We start from the raw sequence: 18,533 nt of genomic DNA, 5'->3' as shown, positions 1-18,533 counted from the left end.
CCGCTGTCTACGACACCCTCAACCCGGCCGAGATCACCAGGAACATCAAGAAACTACAGGCCGAATTGCGATCACGTAAAGTAAGATTCCCAAATGAGGCAACCAAGACCCCAAAGTAAGATTCCTAGATGATGCAATACGCGAGGTTGACCCTTCGACCGCATCCGCGATACCGTGCAATCGAACGAGCCCGGTTTCTGAATTACTTTTGTTAAGGAGTGCCTTATGCGTTCCCATTCTCTGTTTGCAGGCGCCCTCGCAAGCGCCTGTATCTCAGTCCAGGCCGCCGGCCTGCCCGAGGCTCCGCCGCAGCGGATGGGTGTGAATCCCCGCACTTTGCAGCGGATTGACGACGCGATCCGCAAGACGATCCGGGACGGCAAAATGCCCGGCGCCGTGTGCATCATCGGTCACAAGGGCACGATCGTCTACCGCAAGGCTTTCGGATACTCGTCGTTGCAACCCGTTAAGCGTGTCATGACGGTCGATACCGTGTTTGACATGGCTTCCCTGACGAAGGTGACGGCGACCGCACCAAGCATCATGACGCTTGTTGAAGACGGGCTTATCGGGCTCCAGACGGACATGGCCACCCTTTGGCCGGCCTACGCGCAGGATGGCAAGGGCGACATCACCATCCAACAGCTCCTTTGCCATTCCGCCGGCCTGCCGCCCGGGCATGGTTTCTTCGCCAAATACGCGGAGGCGAACAAGGGTAAGCACGTCGGCGACAAGGACTGGGTGGATCTTGCCCCCAAAGTATGGGGCGACCTGGCGGCAGCGAAACTCAGCTATTCGCCGGATTCTCGCTGTGTGTATTCCGACGATGGGTTCGTGACGCTCGGTGAGATTGTCCATCGCGTCACCGGAAAGCCGCTGGATGTGTACGCCAGGGAACGCATCTTCAAACCGCTCAAGATGAACGATACGACGTTTCGCCCGGGGGCCGCTTTGAGGAAACGATCAGCCGTAACGGAATTGCGTTGGGGCACGTGGCTTCAAGGCGAGGTACACGATCCCAATTCGTGGACCCTGAACGGCATTGCCGGGCATGCCGGGCTATTCAGCACTGCGGATGACCTGGCGCGCTATGCGCAGATGTACCTCAATGGCGGAGAGCTTGATGGGGTGCGAGTGTTGAGCCCGGCCACTGTCCGCGCAATGACCAATCCGGCTTCAGCGATTGGTCTTCCGATCCGGGGCCTCGGCTGGGACATCGACAGCGGGTATACCAAGCGTGGAGACCTGTTCGGCCCGCAATCGTTCGGGCACACCGGCTGGACAGGAACCAGCCTTTGGGTGGACAAGCCGTCGCGGACCTTTGTCGTGCTCTTGAGCAACCGCAATCACGTCAAGGACGGAAACGTCTCTCCGCTCGTCTGGAAGGTGTCCACCCTCGTTGCAGCGGCCATCGACGACCTGCCCGCGGACAAACGAACCGCGGATTTCGCACCGCCGCGCAGAGACAAGACCGAAGATGTTGTGCATTTGCCGCCGGCGAGACCTACGTACGCTATCGTCCGGACCGGCATCGACGTCCTTGAGAGCACCAGGTTCGCCGCTCTCATGGGGCGCAAGATCGGCCTCGTCACAAACCCGTCCGGCATTGATCGGAGTAGAAGACTCACTGCGGATATCCTGTTCGATGAGTCGAAGAAGGGTACCTTCGACCTGGTCGCATTCTTCGGCCCCGAACACGGGATCCGCGCTGACGTGGAAGCGGCTATCCCGGACTCGCGCGATGCCGTTACCGGCCTGCCGGTGTACAGCCTGTACGATTACCCGCGCGGTATATACAAGCCGACGCCGGAGATGATGAAAGGCATAGACACTCTAGTCTACGACGTACAGGACATCGGCGTTCGCTACTACACTTATATCACCACGCTCGCAAAGTGCATGGAAGCATGCCGTGAGAACGGCGCGAAGATGATCGTGCTCGACCGCCCCAATCCTGTCAACGGGGTAGTCGTAGACGGACCGAAACTGGATATGGCGCTTCGCAATTTTGCCGGGTATGAGCCGCTGCCTGTGCGCCACGGGCTCACCGTTGGGGAGCTGGCCCAACTCTTCAAGGGTGAGTACGGCATTGACTGCCAGCTCGAAGTGATCCCCTGTCAGGGTTGGAACCGCGCCATGTGGTTTGACCAGACAGGGCTTCCCTGGGTGAATCCATCGCCAAATATCCGCGACTTGAATGAGGCGGCGCTCTATCCCTTCACGGGCCTGTTGGAGGCCGCAAACGTGAGCGTTGGCCGTGGAACGGATCGCCCCTTTGAACTGTGGGCGGCGCCCTGGATCAACGACGTGGCTCTCGCGGAGGAATTGAACCGGCGTAACCTGCCGGGTGTTTCGTTCACCCCGATCCATATTTCGCCGAAAGCAGGGCCTTACAAGGGCGAGGATTGCGGCGGAGTAGAGGTCCAGATTACGGACCGCGAGGCGATTCAGGGCGCCCGCAGCGCGGTTGAAGCGCTCGATGTAATGCGCCGGCTGTTCGGTGAGAACAAAGCCGACGTGGCTGGGACGCGGAGTATGTTCGGCACGCAAACCGTAACGGATGGGATTCTTTCCGGTAAGCCCGTCGCGGATATCGCCGCCGCTTGGCAGAAGGACGTAGACGATTTCAAAACGCTCCGACGGAAATACCTCATCTATCCGTGAGACTAACCACAATGGCACAAAGGAGTTATGAGTGCGGGATGATGAATACTTGCCGGGAACCGGATCTTTATCAGTCCTCAGCCATCTCAGAGCCTTTGTGCCTTTGTGGTCAACTGGTCTCTTTCCGGAAAATCAGGATGTACTGGTGGAGTTGGTTGGCGACGAACGCGTGGGGATACCCAAACGGGTACAGGTTCACCGTCTTGTCATACCAGATTTTGCATCCTCGGTAGCGCAGTCCGGAGATTTGCCGAAACGAGGTCACGATGTCCGCGTGCAGCATGTTGTGATGCTCAACGGTCGGTTGTAGGTCCTTGGTGAACACAACGAGGTGCCCCTTCGATTTGAGCAAGGGGAGCGCGGATGAGATTATGTCGCGAAGAACGCTCACGAACTCCGCATAGGGGAGGTTGCCCAGGTCCATCGAACTCTGTGTGAAGGGGGTGGGGGCGTCCAAGCCAGTCTTCTTCTTCTTTTCCCCGCTTTGAAGCCGCGTCATCATCCCCGCGTAAGGAGGGTCCGTCAGGATCAAATCGTACTGGCGGCCGGCGACCTCGGGCATCTCTGCGAGGTGACGGGCATCTCCTTCAACGCTGATTTGGGGCGCGAGTCCCTCCGCTCCGCAAACCAATCGGTAGACGTTCAGGAACTCCGGCTCAAGATCAATGCCCACGGCATTTCGGCCACACAATGAGGCGCCGAGCAGAGTTCCGCCCACGCCGCAGAAGGGGTCCAGAACCCACCCGCCCGGTTTCGTGAAGAACTCCATGAGACGGCGCATCAGTTGCGGTGGCTTCGGGGACGGATGTACGCGACGGAGCGCGTGGCCGTACGACTCGGGGCCTGAGACTGGATATGCCGTGCCCTCGACGGAGGCAAGAAAATAGAGCCATTCCTTCCCGCTGAGGCTATTGAGCTTATTCTTGGGGTGAACGCCTGATTCAGGTTCGTCGGTCATTTAGTTGCTCACCAGATAGAGGCGTTCCACCACGGAATCAGCCTTGTAGTTGCGGGTTGGACCGTCCGCATCACTGCGAAAACGCCGGTACTCCTCTTCGAACAGTTCGACTTTGCCGCGTTTGCACAACATCTCCATCAGAACCTCGTGCGAAACGATGCCCTCCGAGTTGTAGCTCAGCAGGATATGTCGCGCGGGGCTGGTCCGGATGATGTGCCCGAGCGCTTCCGAAGCCTGCGCCGTGCAGTAGAGTGATCGCCGCTCCGGACGCTTCGGCAAGCCCGAAACGCCCAGCGGCGCCGCGTAATCCCAGACGGCGATCGATTCGAGGAGGTGGTAATTAGATGCGTACTGCCGCCTGTTGTAAGGTGGATCCAGGTAAAGGATGTCGCAGTTCAGCGCCGGAGCAATCACGTTTGCATCTTCATTCAGCGCTCGGTGCGTGCCGGGGGTAATCATGAGAGCGGGTGCCTGAAGGAGAAGGCGCTTCTTCGATCGAGATTCCCAGAATTTGAGATATGCACCGTAGGTGCCGGATACGTTGCTTACCGAAGGGACTGCAGCCAGAAGGGCGGCGAGCAGGATATGGAACTCGTCTTCCGTTACTGCTTCCGTTCTCCGCCAGACCTGTAACTGCATCCGGATAGCGTCGATTCTGCCGGCGTTTTCCGGCGACAGGTACATCCTGTCGCTGCCCGCAGGGGAGTAATGGCTCGTCACGAAGCCCTGCACGGGACTCAGCGAATTGAGGTGTTCCACTGCTTTGTCCAGTGGGGCGTTCCCGTTCAGCCCGAGCCCCGCGAACAAGGGCTCACCGTTGTTCTGCACCAGTGCTCTGGCGAAAGTGTAGGCATAGGCCATCAAGTCGTTCGACGTAACATTGAAGTTAAGTGACTTAAAATGTCGCCCGACCACAGCTGTCCCACAGAACAAGTCGACGAACGTGCGCGCGCCACTACAATGACACGTGGCGACTCGCTCGATGAACGCCAGGAGATTCTGTTTGGAGCCGATGTAACGCATACGAACGGCGAAGAGAGCTTGGGAGGGGACGGGAATATGGCGACGTGATTGGTCGCAGCGTCAGGTCCCCAGCCGCGGCCAATTCATTCCAGCCAGACCCTTTCCGATCCGAGGATGCCCGCCAACTCGCGCGCAGTATCCTGGCTTGCGGCGACTTTAATCGCCGACTGCACGCGATGGCCCAAGGTATCAACGATGACCGGTTTGTTCCCTTTGAAGTGGTCCAGCAGTTTTGCGCAGGTATCCAGCGTGGCGTCGTCGGCACCGGAAATGTCGATCACCAGGCGCCTGTACTCCCTCGCCGCGGGTGCAGCGGTCCCGTTGGCCTTGGTTCCGCCGGTCAGGAAATCGGGTGGGTCCTCGCCGTTGAGCGCCAGGAGATCATCCGCCAGGACCTCAACGTCGATGACTTCGCTATCCTCACCGCGCCCTCGAGTTTCCCTATGGTTGGTCTTGCCCTTCACGACCACGACCTTATCCATTGCGACGACGTTTCGGAATTTCCCCCACGTCTTGGGGAACAGTGTAACGGTCATCTTGCCCTGCATATCCTCGATCGTGAGGATGCACATCTCGGAGCTATCGCGCCTCGTGATGGTCTTCCGCATACCGGTGACGATGCCGGCGAGGATGACATCTTCCTTGTCGCCCTTCGTGCGCAACTCGTCCGCTGTAATCGGACTATAGCGCGCCACACGATCGCGATATTGCAGAAATGGGTGGTCCGAGATATAGAGGCCCAGCAGGTCCTTCTCGTAGGCAAGTTTCTCCTGCTTTGGCCACTCCGGCACACTCGGCATCCTGGGTGCCGGCCGGGGTCCGCTATCGGCGCCCAATAGGTCACCGAACAGCGCCACCTGGCCTGATTCCCGTTCTTTTCGAGCACGCTGTGCGCCCGCAAACGCGTCTTCCAACGCGTGCTGCGTCTGGTTTCGGTTGGGGTGAAGGCTGTCGAACCCTCCGCACTTAATGATGGCCTCGATGGCGCTTCTCGCGCAGAGGGATACGTCCACGCGTTCGCAGAAGTCAAACAAATCGCGGAAACACCCACCCTCGGCACGCGCATCAAGGATTGCGGTTACGGGGCTCTCACCCACACCCTTGATCACGAGCATCCCAAAGCGGACGGACGGCTTTGACGGATCCGAGTGGTCAACTGAGAAATCGGCCGCGCTCAGATTCACATCCGGCGGAAACACAGCGATTGGCGGATCCATCTGACGGCAATCGTCGATATAGTCGGCAACTTTGTCCTTGTTGTCCGAGATGCTCGTCAGCAGAGCCGCCATGAACTCAGGTGGGTAGTTCGCCTTCAGCCAGGCTGTTTGATAGGTCAGGACAGCATAGGCGCCTGAGTGGTTCTTGTTGAAGCCGTACTGGGCGAAGGACGCCATGGCATCAAAAAGGTCGTTGGATTTTTTTGGTTTTAGGTTGGAGACTCGGGCGGCTCCGGCGATGAATTCGGGGCGGGCGGCCTCCATTTTGTCCAGTTTCTTTTTGGACATGGCGCGGAGGATGTTGTCCGCGTCTTTAGCGCCCATGCCGGCGATCTGCATCGCGACCTGCATGATCTGTTCCTGGTACACGAAGATGCCGTAGGTGGATTCCAGGATGGGCTTGAGGCACGGATCCAGGTAGGTGACCTTCTCCTGGCCGTGGCGGCGCTTGATGAAGCGGTCCGTATCGCCGTTTCCGAGCGGGCCCGGGCGGTAGAGCGCGACGAGCGGGATGATGTTCTCGAACTTGTCCGGGTGGATGGACATGACGAGGTTGCGCATGCCGTCCGATTCCAACTGGAAGACGCCGGCCGTCTGCCCCCTCTGGAGGAGGTGGAAGGTCTTGGGATCGTCCTTCGGGACGTCGTCTATGTCCAGTTCGACGCCGTGCTCCTCCTTGATGAGGCGGAGGCAGTGCTCGACGACGGTGAGCGTGCGTAGGCCCAGGAAGTCCATCTTGAGCAAGCCGATGGCGCTGACGGCGTTCATGTCGTACTGCGTGATGAGGCCGGTATCGGAGCGCTGGACGGGGACGTAATCCGTGACGGGGCCCGGCGTGATGACGACGGCGGCGGCGTGGACGGACGAGTGGCGGCTGAGCCCCTCGATGGAGGCGGCGTTATCGAGGACTTCCTTTGTGGCGGGCTCCTCGTCGTATTTGCGCTTGAGTTCCGGGACGTCCGCCAGGGCCTGCTTGATGGAGACCTTGCCGGTGGGAATCAGCTTGGCGATGCGATCCGCCTCGGTGAGCGGCAGGTCCAGGGCGCGCGCGACATCGCGGATGGCGGCGCGGGCGCCGAGCGTTCCAAAGGTGACGATCTGGGCGACGTGGTCCGGGCCGTATTTCTCGCGGCAGTACTGGATGACCTCCTCGCGGCGGTAATCGGCGAAATCGAGGTCGATATCCGGCGGGGTGATGCGGTCCATGTAGAGGAAGCGCTCGAAGAGCAGGCCGTAGAGCATCGGATCCACGTTTGTGATGCCCAGCAGGTACGAGACGACCGAGCCGGCGGCGGAACCGCGGCACCGGGCGGGGATTCCGCGCTCGTGGGCCCATCGGACAAAATCGCCGACGATGAGGAAATACGCGGAGTATCCCTTGGCCTTGATGATGTGCTTCTCGTACTCGATGCGCTCGCGCTGCTCCTGGTTGATGTTGGGGAAGCGCTTTTTGGCGCCTTCCTCGCAGACGAAATCGAAATAGGAGTCGTAGGTGTAGCCCTCCGGGACATCGTAGTGCGGGAGGATGAGGTCGCCGAGCGAGAGGTTGAAATCGACCATATCCGCGATGCGGGCGGTGTTGGTGAGGGCCTGCGGGTGCTCCGGGAAGAGGCCGGCCATCTCGTTGCGGGATTTGAAATAGTAGTCCTGCGGATCGTAGCGCATGCGCGTGGTATCGTGGACCTTTTTGCCGGTGCCGATGCAGAGGAGGACATCGTGCGGGATGGCGTCCTCGGGGCGTCCGTAGTGGATATCGTTGGTGACGACGAGGGGCAGATTCAGCTCTTTGCTGATGTTGATGAGGCCGGCGTTGACGCGCGGCTCCGGGGCGAGGCCGTGGCTCTGGAGCTCGATGAAGAAGCGCTCGGGGCCGAAGATATCGCGGTAGAGGCCGGCGATGCGGAGGGCATCCTGGTCGCGGTCCTGCTGGAGGGCCTCCTGAATCTCGCCGCCGAGGCACGCGGAGGTGGCGATGAGCCCCTCGTTGTACTGGGCGATGAGCTCGTGATCGACGCGGGGCTTATAGTAGAAGCCCTCGGTATTGGCGCGGCTGACGAGCTGGACGAGGTTGCGGTAGCCGACCTCGTTCTGGGCGAGGAGCAGGAGGTGGAAATTCTCCTTATCGAGCCTGGGATCGCGGCCTTCGCGCGGGCGGTCGCCGGAGGTATAGACCTCGCAGCCGACGATGGGCTTGATGCCGGCCTTCTTGCACTCCTGGGCGAACTCGACGGCGCCGTGCATGACGCCGTGGTCGGTGAGGGCGATGGCGGGCATCTCGTGCTGGACGGCGAGGCGCACGAGGTCCTTGACGCGGTTGGCGCCGTCGAGGAGGGAGTACTCGGAGTGGTTATGCAGGTGTACGAAATCGGGCATATGTGAGAATTGAGATGTGAGAATTGAGAATTGAGATCAGACACGGTAGGTTCGGCGTCTCGCCGGACATTTGCATGATAGCGGGTTAGGGGTTCCGGATTTTACCACGGAGTACACGGAGGGTACGGAGGTGCACGGAGGGGAATTTGAGTGATGAATGATGAAGCGCGACGCGGCGAGTGGGAGAAGGGGCGAGGGGGTGACGCGGCGAGGGATCGGCTGTAGCGCGGGCGCCTCGCCCGCATCCCCGTGGCTCCCGGGCGCTGAAGCACCCGGCTCCTGTCTTTCAGCCGCTACGCGGCGACGGAGGAAGAGGGGGGCGTTGTCTCACAGTGGCGAGTTTCACGGTAGTGGCGGCGTCCTCGCCGCCATTCGGGACGATTCGGGAGCTTGGTCCCCCTGCCAATGAATTGGCGGGCTATCGTTGCGAAGTGCCCCTTCGGGCACTGCCGGAATTTGCCATTGGTCATCGGCCAATGGACATTCGACATTGGGCGGAGTCCGGTGACCTTGCGGGACCGGGCCGGCGATCGATCTCACGGTAGGACCGGCGTCTCGCCGGTTTTCGGGGCGGGGAGACCGGCGCGGCGGCCCGAGGCATGAATGCCCCGGCTAAAGGCCTTCGGCCGCAAAGCCCTTGAAAGGGCTGAAAGCACAGATTGCGGGGCTGGAGCGGGATTTGCCATTGGTCATCGGCCAATGGCCATTTGACATTAGGCGGAGCCGGTGACCTTACGGGACCGGGCCGTGAACGACCCGTCTGGAGGGCATTCGGCCGGCCGCCCTCGCAGCCTGGAGGATGGAAGTCGGATGGTGGAGGTAGGAAGTTGGATTTGGGGGCGGCGGTAGGTCCGGCGGTTGAAACCGCGGCCGGGCGAGCACGAAGAAACCGTGGAGTCACGTCCTCAGTTATGCCAGTCCTCCGTTCCACATTCACTGCCGATGCGCGAACACAATGGGTGGGTGATAACCTGATGAGTCTCGGTCCCGGCACTTGGGCGAAGCTGCAATGAGCGTCTCATTGGGATGGATCCGTGTGCAGGCGGCGCCAACACGCGGCGATAATGGCCGAGGAGCAGACCGATGCACGCTTTGGACGCGTACGTAGGGGCTTGCTCTTGGCATCGTAATATCAGGCGACCAAACTTGCGCGCCTCTGCTCCGACCCGCTCAGGGCGATACAGGCAGAGCGAGTGAACGCCCTGCAGGAGAACTCGCACGATGAACCAGGATCCGTTCTACGACAACATCATGGCTGGGCTTGCAGGAAAGCTCGACCCGGATGTTTTCGAACACTGCGCAATTGAACTCTTGCGGAGGGACTATCCGACTGCCGTTCCAATTCGTGGAGGCGGTGATGCCGGAATGGATGGGGCGGTAGGCGATGATGCAGGCAATGCCTACCCCATCATCTGTACAACGTCTCTGGACGTAATCGGGAACGTTACCAAGAACCTGAATTCGTACTTAACGCACGGCGGATTACGCCGCGTGGCCTTAGTTGCCACATCTGCACAACTGACTCCTCGACAGCGACGAAACCTCGAAGCTCGCGCCACCGAATTGGGGTTTTCGCTCAACCAGGTGTATGAGCGCACCGCCATCGCCGACCGTCTGTACCGCGACCCCGTCTGGTGCCGCGAACTGCTCAATCTGACCGGACAGCCTCCGGCCCTATCCAGGCTTTCGTCAACGAGTAGTAACCGGCCCCAACTCAGTAACGTCCTGATTGGGCGCAGCAACGATCTTGAGTGGGTCGCTAAAACCGCAGGGGACCGCCTGATTATCGGCCAGCCTGGATGTGGAAAGAGCTTCCTCCTGCAGATGCTTGTCAATGATGGTGCGGCGCTCTTTGTGAACAGTGATGACTGTGGCGAGATTGCCAACGCGATACGCTCCCAGCAACCATCAGCCTTGATCGTTGATGATGCGCACGTACGCCTTGACCTTCTTCGCAATCTGGTTCATCTGAGGCAGGAGATATGTGCCGATGTCGCTATTGTAGCTTCCACCTGGCCCGGCAGGCGCGATGATGTCGTCGGAGCGATGAACTTAACGACTGACCACGCGCGCGACATCGGACTCCTTACCCGCGACGAGATCGTCGAGGTTATCAAGGCAGCCGGCGTGTATGGACCTAACGACCTCATCCGGGTCATTGTTGACCAGGCCGATGGCAGACCAGGACTTGCCGTCACACTCGTGCACCTATGCCTAAAGGGCGACGTAGCGGACGTTGCGAGCGGCGAGGCTCTAGGGCGTTTCATTCGATCCACTTTTGGTCCGCTCGTTGGCGATGACGCGATAGGGTATCTCGCCTCATTCGCGGTTGGTGGACAGGCGGGCATCGAGATGGACCTTGTCGCTGAACGGTTCGGCGTACCTCTGCTTCAGTTGCAGCGCTACGTTGCCGGTCTGGCGGCCGGCGGCGTGATAAATGATGTCTACAGCCGTCTAGCGGTCAGGCCCGATGAGTTGCAGTGCGTCTTGGTGCGTGATGTCTTCTTTCGAGGCGCGTCATCACTGCCGATCGAACCACTCCTGGCACAAATACCTAAGCCTAAGGACGCTGCTCTCGTTCTCATCGGCGCACGGGCCCGCGGCGCCGATGTCCCGGACACCCTTCTTCGGCCCTTACTTCAGGATTCCAATAGCGCGTCCGCGTGGGCTGCTTACGCATCACTTGGCCCATCTGAATGCGTGTTCGTTCTCGAACACCACCCCGAGGCGCTTTGCGATACCGCTCCGGCGGGGCTCACGCTTGTGACCGAGTTGACTATTGATCACCTCCTCCGCGCAGCGGTAGGTGATGATCGCCCCCTGAATTCTGCTCCCGAGCACGCCCTGCGCATTCTGCAAGGCTGGGTGGAGGGAGCATTTCCAGGAACACCTGAGACAGTATCTCGTCGTAGCCAGTTGGCGGAGCGAGCCAAACGTTGGGCTATTACCGGAGCACCAGGTCGCATATTGATCAGTGCTTTCGCCATGTGTCTCAGTCCAGCGTTTGAGGGCACTGAACTCGATCCGGGCAGCGGTAACACACTCACCATCAGGAGGGGCCTGCTTCGACATTGCGAGATTGAGGAGGTTGCCGCCCTTTGGCCGAGTATTGTGGATAGCCTGTCGGACGTTGGAAACGCCGATTGGGAACCCCTGATCGCAGTACTGCATCGCTGGGCGTATCCACAAGCCACCCAAACCACCGAGATTGCTGACTCGTTGATAGCCAGGATGCGATCCATATGTTGCAAGATGGTGCAGGACCTCGTCTCCCTCGCGGCGGGGCACTGCGGTCGGTTGCACCGCCTGCGTATTTTCGACGATCAGATCGGATGCGGCACGAGAATCGCGATCGACCCCACGTTTGAGACCCTTTACCCTGTGCGTGAGCAGAGGGAAGTCAGTACTGCCGATCGTGACTTGGCGGCCGTGGAACGGCTAGCGCATTCGTGGGAGGCAATGGACCCTGTCGTTGCCGTCAGCCGCCTTCTGGTGTTCGAGGGGCAAGCACGTGACTGTAACATCCGCTGGCCTCGCCACACACCCGCGCTTTGTCAAGCCCTTGCGCGGCGCACCCAGGTACCGGAAGCTTGGCTAAGGGTGCTCCTCGAGAGAGATGCTAGCGCCGACCTCATCGATCCGTTCCTGAGGTGTGTGGTCACGGGGCGTAGGCAAGGGTGGGAGGAGCTTCTTAGGCAAACCCTCAATCATCGGACCGGAGTGTACGCGGGTGTTGCCATTGCGATTGCCGGCACTGATATGCCGAATGAGTTCATCGACGCCGCTATGTCCCAGTCCGAGGAAACCGTTTCTGTTGTTGAGGGAGCCGCGATGCGGCGTGAAATCCCACCAAATACACTGCGGCGTCTTTTGATGGCTGACAGCGATGCCGTCGCAGGTGGCGCGGCGATTGGATTGTGGTGTTCGGGGCGACCTGACCCGGTTCCTACCGATCTGATCGATGCGTGGGGCATGGCCGTTGTAAGGTGCGACCCATCTGAGTTTTGGTTGGGCGAAATCCTGTCGTTGCATCCGACACTCGCGCAGGCCTGGCTGGAACGCCGACTTGCGGATGACGGTAATGGCAACAACCTCCGTACCGAATCTGACCAAGCGGCGGCGGGAGCCCTGGATCTGGTAGGTCGGTTGGAGATCATGTCCCAGTTGCCACTTACATACTGGGCGGGGACCCTCATTGCTCATTTAGTCGGAGGACTCGAGGAAGTTTATAGAGTTCTACTTGCGGACGTTCGTCTCAAGCAGTTTCACCTCCGACCGATTGGAGCGAGCGATGGTGAGGTGTGGGAACGGCTCGCGGTCGCCGCACTGGACGCAGACTACTCTCCCGAACAGGTTGCGGGGGCAACATGGCCCAGCGCGCTCTCTTGGTGTGGACCGGCATCGAACATGTGGCGGACTTGGGAAGATCGATTCGGGGCGCTGTTGGCACATGGTGACGAGAGAATCAGGCAGGTAGGAGTGGTTGGAATCAAGCAAGCGCAACGGTGCAGGAATGAAGCCCTGGAACGCGAGCAGATGCGATCGATGTCCAGGCGCGATTAGCCCAGGGCATGGGCGGTTCGCTCTATGAATCTCCGGCGCGATACATTGCGCGTTTAGCGAGGCAGGCCGTCCCGTCGGGATCCCGACGACCATCACCATGCCCCGTACCGGGGAGCCGGAGCGCGGCAAGCCGCGCAATCCAGACCGGCAGCAAGCTGCCGCACTCCAGAACGGGCGGGGGCCCGCGCTACATTTTCCAGCCCCAACCCCTAACCCCCAGCCCCTAATCCCAGTGTCCGGCGGGGACGCCGGACCTACCGAATTGGATGTTGGAAGTGGGAAGTTGGAGGTTGGATGCGGGCGGGGCGCCCGCGCTACGGGTGGGGATTTGGGGCTTGGGAATTGAGAATTGAGGTGCCAGATGCCGGCCTCAATTCTCAATTCCCAAGCCTCAAATCTTGCCGAAGGCGCTGTCTCCTGACTCCTGTCTCCTGCCTCCTGGAAAAAATGTTCAGACAAAAGTGCCTTCTCGCGGGCTAGTAAGTAGGAGGCAAAAACATGGAACATCAGTTCGATTGGACGGCGGACGCGGTGATGGCGGCCGCCGTTCGTGGTTCCGGGCACACTCTGACCGACTATCAGCGGGCTTACCTTTCCGATCCATCCTCTCTTCGGGCGGTTCTGAAGGCGCGGCAGACGGGGTTTTCATGGCTCTTCGCGCTGGAGGCACTGGGGGAGGCGATCGCCAACGGTCGGTTTTCCATCTTTGTGAGCCTGAACCGCGAGGAGGCGGCGGAGAAGATCATCTACGCGCGCGAGCTCTATGACGGGCTTCCGGCGGAGATGAAGAAGCCGCTGGCGCGGTGGGGGGCGTTTGAGCTGCGGTTTGAGGGCGGCGGTCGGCTGCTTTCGTTTCCGTGCCGTGCTCCGCGCGGGCGGGCGGGGGCGAGCCTCTACCTGGACGAGATGGCGTTCTACCCCCATTCGGACCGTGTGTATGGCGGGGCGCTGCCGGTGATTACGCACGGGGGACGGGTGACGGTCGCGTCGACGCCTTGCGGAGACCGGGGGATGTTCTGGCGGCTGTTGATGGACCCGGAGATTTCGTACCGATATTCGCAGCATCGGGTACCGTGGTGGCGGTCGCCGTGGCTGTGCCGGGATGTGGAGGGGGCGAGCGCGGTTCCGGAGATGGAGACGGAAGCGCGGGTTGGGCTGTATGGAACGCCGATGACGGAGTTGCTGCGGGGCGCGTTGGACCTGGAGACGTTTCAGCAGGAGTACGAGCTGCGGTTTGTGGATTGCAGCGAGGCGTACATCCCGTGGGAAGAGATCGAGTCGAACGTGCGGGATATGGGTCTGGCGGCGCGGTGGTCGGACCTGCGCGGGCGACCGGGGCGGCTGTATGCGGGGGTGGACGTGGGACGGGTGGTCCACGCGACGGAGATTGTGGTGCTTCGGGAAACGGTACGGGGATTTGAGGTGGCGGCGATGAAGACGATGATCCGGGAGCCGTTTGAGGAGCAGGAGAACGCGGTGATGGACTGCCTTCGGGTTTCGGACGTGGCGCGGATGGCGGTTGACGGGACGGGCATCGGGCGTGAGTTCGGCGAGCGGCTTCATCGGCTGGCGCCGCTTCGGTTTGAGTCGGTTCAGTTTACGCTGCAGTCGAAGGACCACATGGCGCGGACGCTGCGGCGCATGCTTCAGGAGGGACGGCTGACGCTGCCGAGGGATCGGAGTCTGATGGACCAGTTGCACGTGGTGCGGCGTGAGGCGACGGACGGGGGGCGGATCCGGTATGTGGCGCCGGTTGCGGGGCACAGCCATGCGGACAAGTTTTGGGCGCTGGCGTTGGCGCTTCATGCGGCGGTTGGGACGCGGGCGCTGGTGCAGGCGAGGGCGGTTTGGTAGGGCTGAGGGCTGAGAGTTGAGGGCGGAGGGCTGAGGAGCGAGTGTTGAGGGGCGAGATGGCTTATAACAGTGCGACGTGGGATTGGGAGGGTGACGGGTATCGGAGGGGGCCGCGGCATGCTCCGGTTCTCGACAATCTATTTGCGGCGGCGGGACTGGTGGGGGTGAAGGAGCTTCACGCGAGTTTGCAGCATCCGCGGCGGGTGCTGCTGGTCACATTTCTGGGTGTGCGGGGGCCTACCGAGACGCCGGTGCTGGCGCGGGAGTTGGGCTGGGCGCTGGGGCATCTGGGGATCGTATTGCGGGGGATGATGCGCGGGGGGCTGTTGAGAAGCGAGGTTGTGGCGCCGAGGGCGGGCCGGGGCAGCGGCCGCCGGGCGCGATTGTGGAGCCTGACGGAAACGGGTCGGTGGGCGATGTGGCGACAGGCGTGGATTACGCGGTCGGCGTTTTGCGCCCCGTGGGTGGAGTGGCCGCCGGTCGAAGGGATGGATGAGGATCCGGTGGAGGCGGTTCGGCGCTGGGTGAAGTTGGAGTTTCTGCGTCCGGCGTCGATTTGCGGGCTGCAGTATATGGTACGGAATGGCCTGGTGACGATGCGGGAGATCGCCCGGGCGCTGCGCATCCCGGATGGGAGCTTCCTGGCCCGGATGCGGATGTGGGAGCGAGAGGGGTGGGTTGAGGAGACGCGATGGCCGGCGATCGGGCTGCCGGGGCAGGAGGTTTGGTGCTGGCTGATGACGGATGCCGGCAAGGATGCGGTTTATCGGCATGCCGATGCGCTTCGGAAGGCGGCGATAGCGTGCGGCTGGACTCCGACGCCGGGGCGCGTGCGATATGGCCCCGGGTTCAGTGTGTACGAACACGAGCGGGAGTTTTTGGAGATGGGGTGGCGGATGTGAGGGGGGCGACGCGGCGAGCCGCGCCGGTGGCCGGCGGGACGCCGGTCGTACCGGGGGGAGGATGCCGGGGGAACGCCGGCGCTGCTGCAGCCGGATGCGGGCGAGGCGCCCGCGCTACATTTTAAGCGTCGGGCACGGAGGCCCGACCTACTGCAACCGGATGCGGGCGAGGCGCCCGCGCTACATTTCAAGCGTTGGGTACGGAGGCCCGACCTACTGCAGCCGGATGCGGGCGGGGCGCCCGCGCTACATTTTTAGTGGCGGGCACGGAGGCCGGCGCTGTTGCAGCCGGATGCGGGCGAGGCGCCCGCGCTACATCTTAAGCGTCGGGCACGGAGGCCCGACCTACTGCAACCGGATGCGGGCGGGGCGCCCGCGCTACACTTTAAGCGTCGGGCACGGAGGCACGACGTAGCGGGGGTGGAGGCATCATGGGCGGCGGGGTTGGACTCCCATCAGGTTTCGGACGAAGAAGTCCTGTAGGCGGCGGCGGCCGTACGGGCTGCCGGACACGCCGTGGCCGGCTCCGGGGACGACGAGGAGTTCGAAGTCCTTGTCGGCTTTGATCAGGGCGTTCACAACCTGCATCGTTGAAGCGGGGTCGACGTTCGTGTCCATTTCGCCGACCATCAGCAGGAGTTTGCCTGTGAGGCGCGGCGCCAGGTTGACGTTTGAATTGGCGGCGTACTCGGGACCCACCGGCCAGCCCATCCACTGCTCGTTCCACCAGATTTTGTCCATCCGGTTGTCGTGGCAGCCGCAGTCCGCGACGCCGGCCTTGTAGAAGTCGCCGTGCAGCAGGAGCCCGCCGAGCGCGCTCTGGCCGCCGGCGGAGGTGCCGTAGAGGCCGACGCGGGTGAGATCCAGCCACGGATATTGCTTTGCCGCGGCCTTCATCCACGCGATGCGGTCCGGGAAGCCGGCGTCCGCCAGGTTCTTCCAGCACACGTCCTGGAATGCCTTGGACCGGTTGTTGGTGCCCATTCCGTCGATCTGAACGACGACGAATCCGAGTTCGGCGAGCGTTCGGGACGAGGCGGAGGCGTTGAACTGCTTGGGGACGAAGGAGCCCTGGGGACCGGCGTAGATTTCCTCCAGGACCGGGTACTTTCGGCGAGGATTGAAGTTCGAGGGCAGCGTGAGTATCCCGTAGATGGGCGTCTCCCCGTCCCGGCCCGGGGCCGCGAAGCGTATGGGGTATTTCCAGCCGGTACTCAGGAGCGCGGAGGCATCGCCGCGCTCAAGGTCCAGGACCTTCACACCGTCTTCCGCCCGCCTGAGAACGGATACCGGAGGCAGGTCCACGCGGCTGTAGGTATCAATCAGGTATTCGTTATCCGGCGAGAACACGGCGTTGTGATTGCCGTCGCCTTCGGTGAGCGTCACCAGCCCCGTGCCGTCGAAGTTCACGCGGCAAAGGTGGACATAGTATGGGTCCTGCGAAGGCACGATTCCGCCCGCGTGGAACCAGATGCGGCGCGCGGCGTCATCCACCCTGACGACGTCCCGAACCACCCATGAGCCCTTTGTGATCCGGCCGATCACGCTGCCTTTGGCCGTGTCATATAGATACAGGTGGTTCCAGCCATCGCGCTCCGACATCCAGATCGCCTGTTGAGCGCCATCCACGTGGTGGAGGTAGACCTTGTTCGTCCAATCGATGAACGTTTTGGCGCGTTCATCGATCACGGTAGCCGCCCTGCCGGAGTTGGCATCCACGGCGATGAGGCGCATCAACTGATGGCCGCGCTGGTTGTACAGGAAGGTGAATCGCCGGCCACTCGGATCCCAGCGCATCTCGCTGATCTCCCACGGGTTCGGGAAAAGGTCGTCTTTGACCGGGATTTCCTTCCCCGCCGCCACATCGAAGAGGTGAGGGCGTGGGTGGGCGATGACGTCGCCGGGCTTCAGATAGTCGTTCTCGTGCAGACGGGGCTCCAGCCGATCGGAGGGTGACGATTCAACGAAATAGACAGGATGTTTCTGGGCGGCTACGGTTTTCAGGGCGACGAGCCGCCGGCTGTCCGGCGACCAGTACACGGGCAAAGAGTAGGCGTCGTCGGGGGTTCCGTCCAGGGTAAGGGCCTTTTCCTCCCCTGTGTCGAGGTGTTTCAGGAAGATGTTGTTATCCCTGATGGCGGCCCTGAACTGCTTGTCGGGTGACTCGGGAGCCGAGTCCGCGGGGCGATCGGGCGCTTTGGGCGTAGTGCCGGTGATGGCCGCAATGTTGGCGGTACTATCGGCAACGAAAGTCACGATCGGCGACCCATCCGGCTTCGTAACGAGCCAAACGTGACCGACGAATGTGTGCTGCGTGCGTTCCTGGCCGGGGAGAATCGTGCCGTACGGTGTGCGTTTGCCGTCGGTGTCCAGCCAGAACAACGCCACGTCCGCGTTCGATCGGTTGGCAAACGTGAGATTCGTCTCCTCCGCCGAAGTGGGCGAGGAATCGGGCGCGAAGGCCGGATTGAGGGGCCGCGCGTCGCCGAAAGCCCCCCCGGATTTCCGCAGACCATAGGATTGCGGGTCAATATCATAGGCAACGCCGCGCACCTGGATGGTGATTGCGTTCGGGGTGTTGCCGATGTGGATGTCCTCGACCGGCAAGCGGTCGGCCGTCACGGGTTCATCGAGGATCGGCTTGAGCGACGCCGCCAACCGCGCGTGATCGAAGGCGGGACGTTTCGCGGGGACGGAAGGATCCACCATTACGAATTCCCATTTTCCACCCGGCAGGTCGCTCTTGTACCAGAAGCGATTGCCGGGGAGCCAATGCGGCTTCACGGAGGCGTGGGAGACCAATCCTGTCACCCGCTGCCTGAGCGAGTTGGCGCGGATATAATCGGCAGCCGTTCCCTGACCGTGAACGGCGCCCGCAACGGCGAGAGCCGAAGCCAGCGCGAGGGCAAAACGAGGATTCATACGGTTTGAGGCCATCCTTCTTCGTAGTGGAGTGCGCGGTACGCGGCCGCTCCCGCG

At 61.6% G+C, this 18,533-nt stretch carries 8 protein-coding genes; 4 read left to right on the top strand and 4 right to left on the bottom strand.

Annotated elements, in window-relative coordinates:
- Positions 1-225 precede the first annotated feature (225 nt).
- Entirely contained in the window at positions 226-2,664 is a 2,439-nt protein-coding gene (locus VGM51_02645; protein ID HEY3411934.1) for an exo-beta-N-acetylmuramidase NamZ domain-containing protein, read from the top strand.
- A 109-nt stretch (positions 2,665-2,773) separates the two neighbouring features.
- Here the strand turns inward: VGM51_02645 and VGM51_02640 are convergent, their stop codons facing one another.
- The 3 genes from VGM51_02640 to VGM51_02630 form a co-directional block, all read right to left on the bottom strand.
- Positions 2,774-3,622: a DNA methyltransferase gene (locus VGM51_02640; GenBank protein HEY3411933.1), complete on the bottom strand. Its 849-nt coding sequence runs from the start codon at positions 3,620-3,622 to the stop codon at positions 2,774-2,776.
- A complete protein-coding gene (locus VGM51_02635; protein ID HEY3411932.1) occupies positions 3,623-4,645 on the bottom strand; it encodes a DNA adenine methylase in 1,023 nt (340 codons plus the stop codon).
- 83 nt (positions 4,646-4,728) lie between these two features.
- The gene (locus VGM51_02630) at positions 4,729-8,235 is read right to left on the bottom strand and encodes a DNA polymerase III subunit alpha (GenBank protein ID HEY3411931.1); all 3,507 of its coding nucleotides are present in this window, start codon (positions 8,233-8,235) and stop codon (positions 4,729-4,731) included.
- A 1,221-nt stretch (positions 8,236-9,456) separates the two neighbouring features.
- On the opposite strand from VGM51_02630, the gene VGM51_02625 reads away from it, so the two are divergent.
- The 3 genes from VGM51_02625 (at position 9,457) to VGM51_02615 (ending at position 15,554) form a co-directional block, all read left to right on the top strand.
- Positions 9,457-12,798 (top strand): hypothetical protein, encoded by a 3,342-nt coding sequence (locus tag VGM51_02625; GenBank protein HEY3411930.1) that lies wholly within the window; start codon positions 9,457-9,459, stop codon positions 12,796-12,798.
- A 498-nt stretch (positions 12,799-13,296) separates the two neighbouring features.
- Positions 13,297-14,652 carry a terminase family protein gene (locus tag VGM51_02620; protein ID HEY3411929.1) on the top strand — a complete coding sequence of 452 codons (1,356 nt, stop codon included), beginning with the start codon at positions 13,297-13,299 and terminating at the stop codon, positions 14,650-14,652.
- A 56-nt stretch (positions 14,653-14,708) separates the two neighbouring features.
- Positions 14,709-15,554, top strand: coding sequence for a winged helix-turn-helix domain-containing protein (locus VGM51_02615; GenBank protein ID HEY3411928.1), 846 nt, complete (start codon positions 14,709-14,711; stop codon positions 15,552-15,554).
- Between the two features lie 429 nt (positions 15,555-15,983).
- On the opposite strand, the gene VGM51_02610 is transcribed toward VGM51_02615, so the two are convergent.
- Entirely contained in the window at positions 15,984-18,476 is a 2,493-nt protein-coding gene (locus VGM51_02610) for a DPP IV N-terminal domain-containing protein (GenBank protein HEY3411927.1), read from the bottom strand.
- Positions 18,477-18,533 lie beyond the last annotated feature (57 nt).

The sequence above is a fragment of the Armatimonadota bacterium genome (assembly GCA_036504095.1).
Taxonomy (GTDB): Bacteria; Armatimonadota; DTGP01; order JAKQQT01; family JAKQQT01; genus DASXUL01.
The sequence above is the reverse complement of the archived record's forward strand: the minus strand, read 5'-3'. Positions and strand labels throughout refer to the sequence as shown.